Here is a 429-nt window from a genome sequence, read left to right as displayed (position 1 = left end):
GGGGTGAGTTCGCCCATTTCCGGTATGAAGCGGCAGCCCTGCGCTTCATGAGCAGCACTGCGGGGGCTAAGCGTCGCATCTACCAGCTAGTGTTTTCAGCAACGGTAGCAGCGGGAGTTTTGACACTGCTGGCGGCATGGACCACCAGCTAGAAAGTATCGACGGAACAATCATGAGCAAGAGAACCAAAGACAAAGACCTGGAGAAACTCGACGTAATCAAAGACTCGCCGCAAATGAGCCTGTTTGAGATTATTGAATCTCCGGCCAAGAAAGACGACTACTCCAACACCATCGAGATCTACGATGCGCTGCCTAAGTACATTGGACCAAAGCGTGAGCATGAAGATTTGTCCAACGCTGTAGTGACGCGACAATGCTCCATCAGAGGCCAGCAGTTCACGGTGAAGGTGAAGCCAGCCATCATCGA

General features: G+C 52.4%; 1 pseudogene. It reads left to right on the top strand.

What is annotated here, in order from left to right:
* Positions 1-172 precede the first annotated feature (172 nt).
* Positions 173-429 (top strand): annotated as a pseudogene (locus tag BHE89_RS20960) (plasmid replication protein); the annotation flags it as partial.

It is taken from the genome of Shigella sp. FC1967, from assembly GCF_001743005.1.
Lineage (GTDB): Bacteria > Pseudomonadota > Gammaproteobacteria > Enterobacterales > Enterobacteriaceae > Proteus.
Note: the sequence above shows the minus strand (reverse complement) of the source record. Positions and strands in the feature narration are given on the sequence as shown.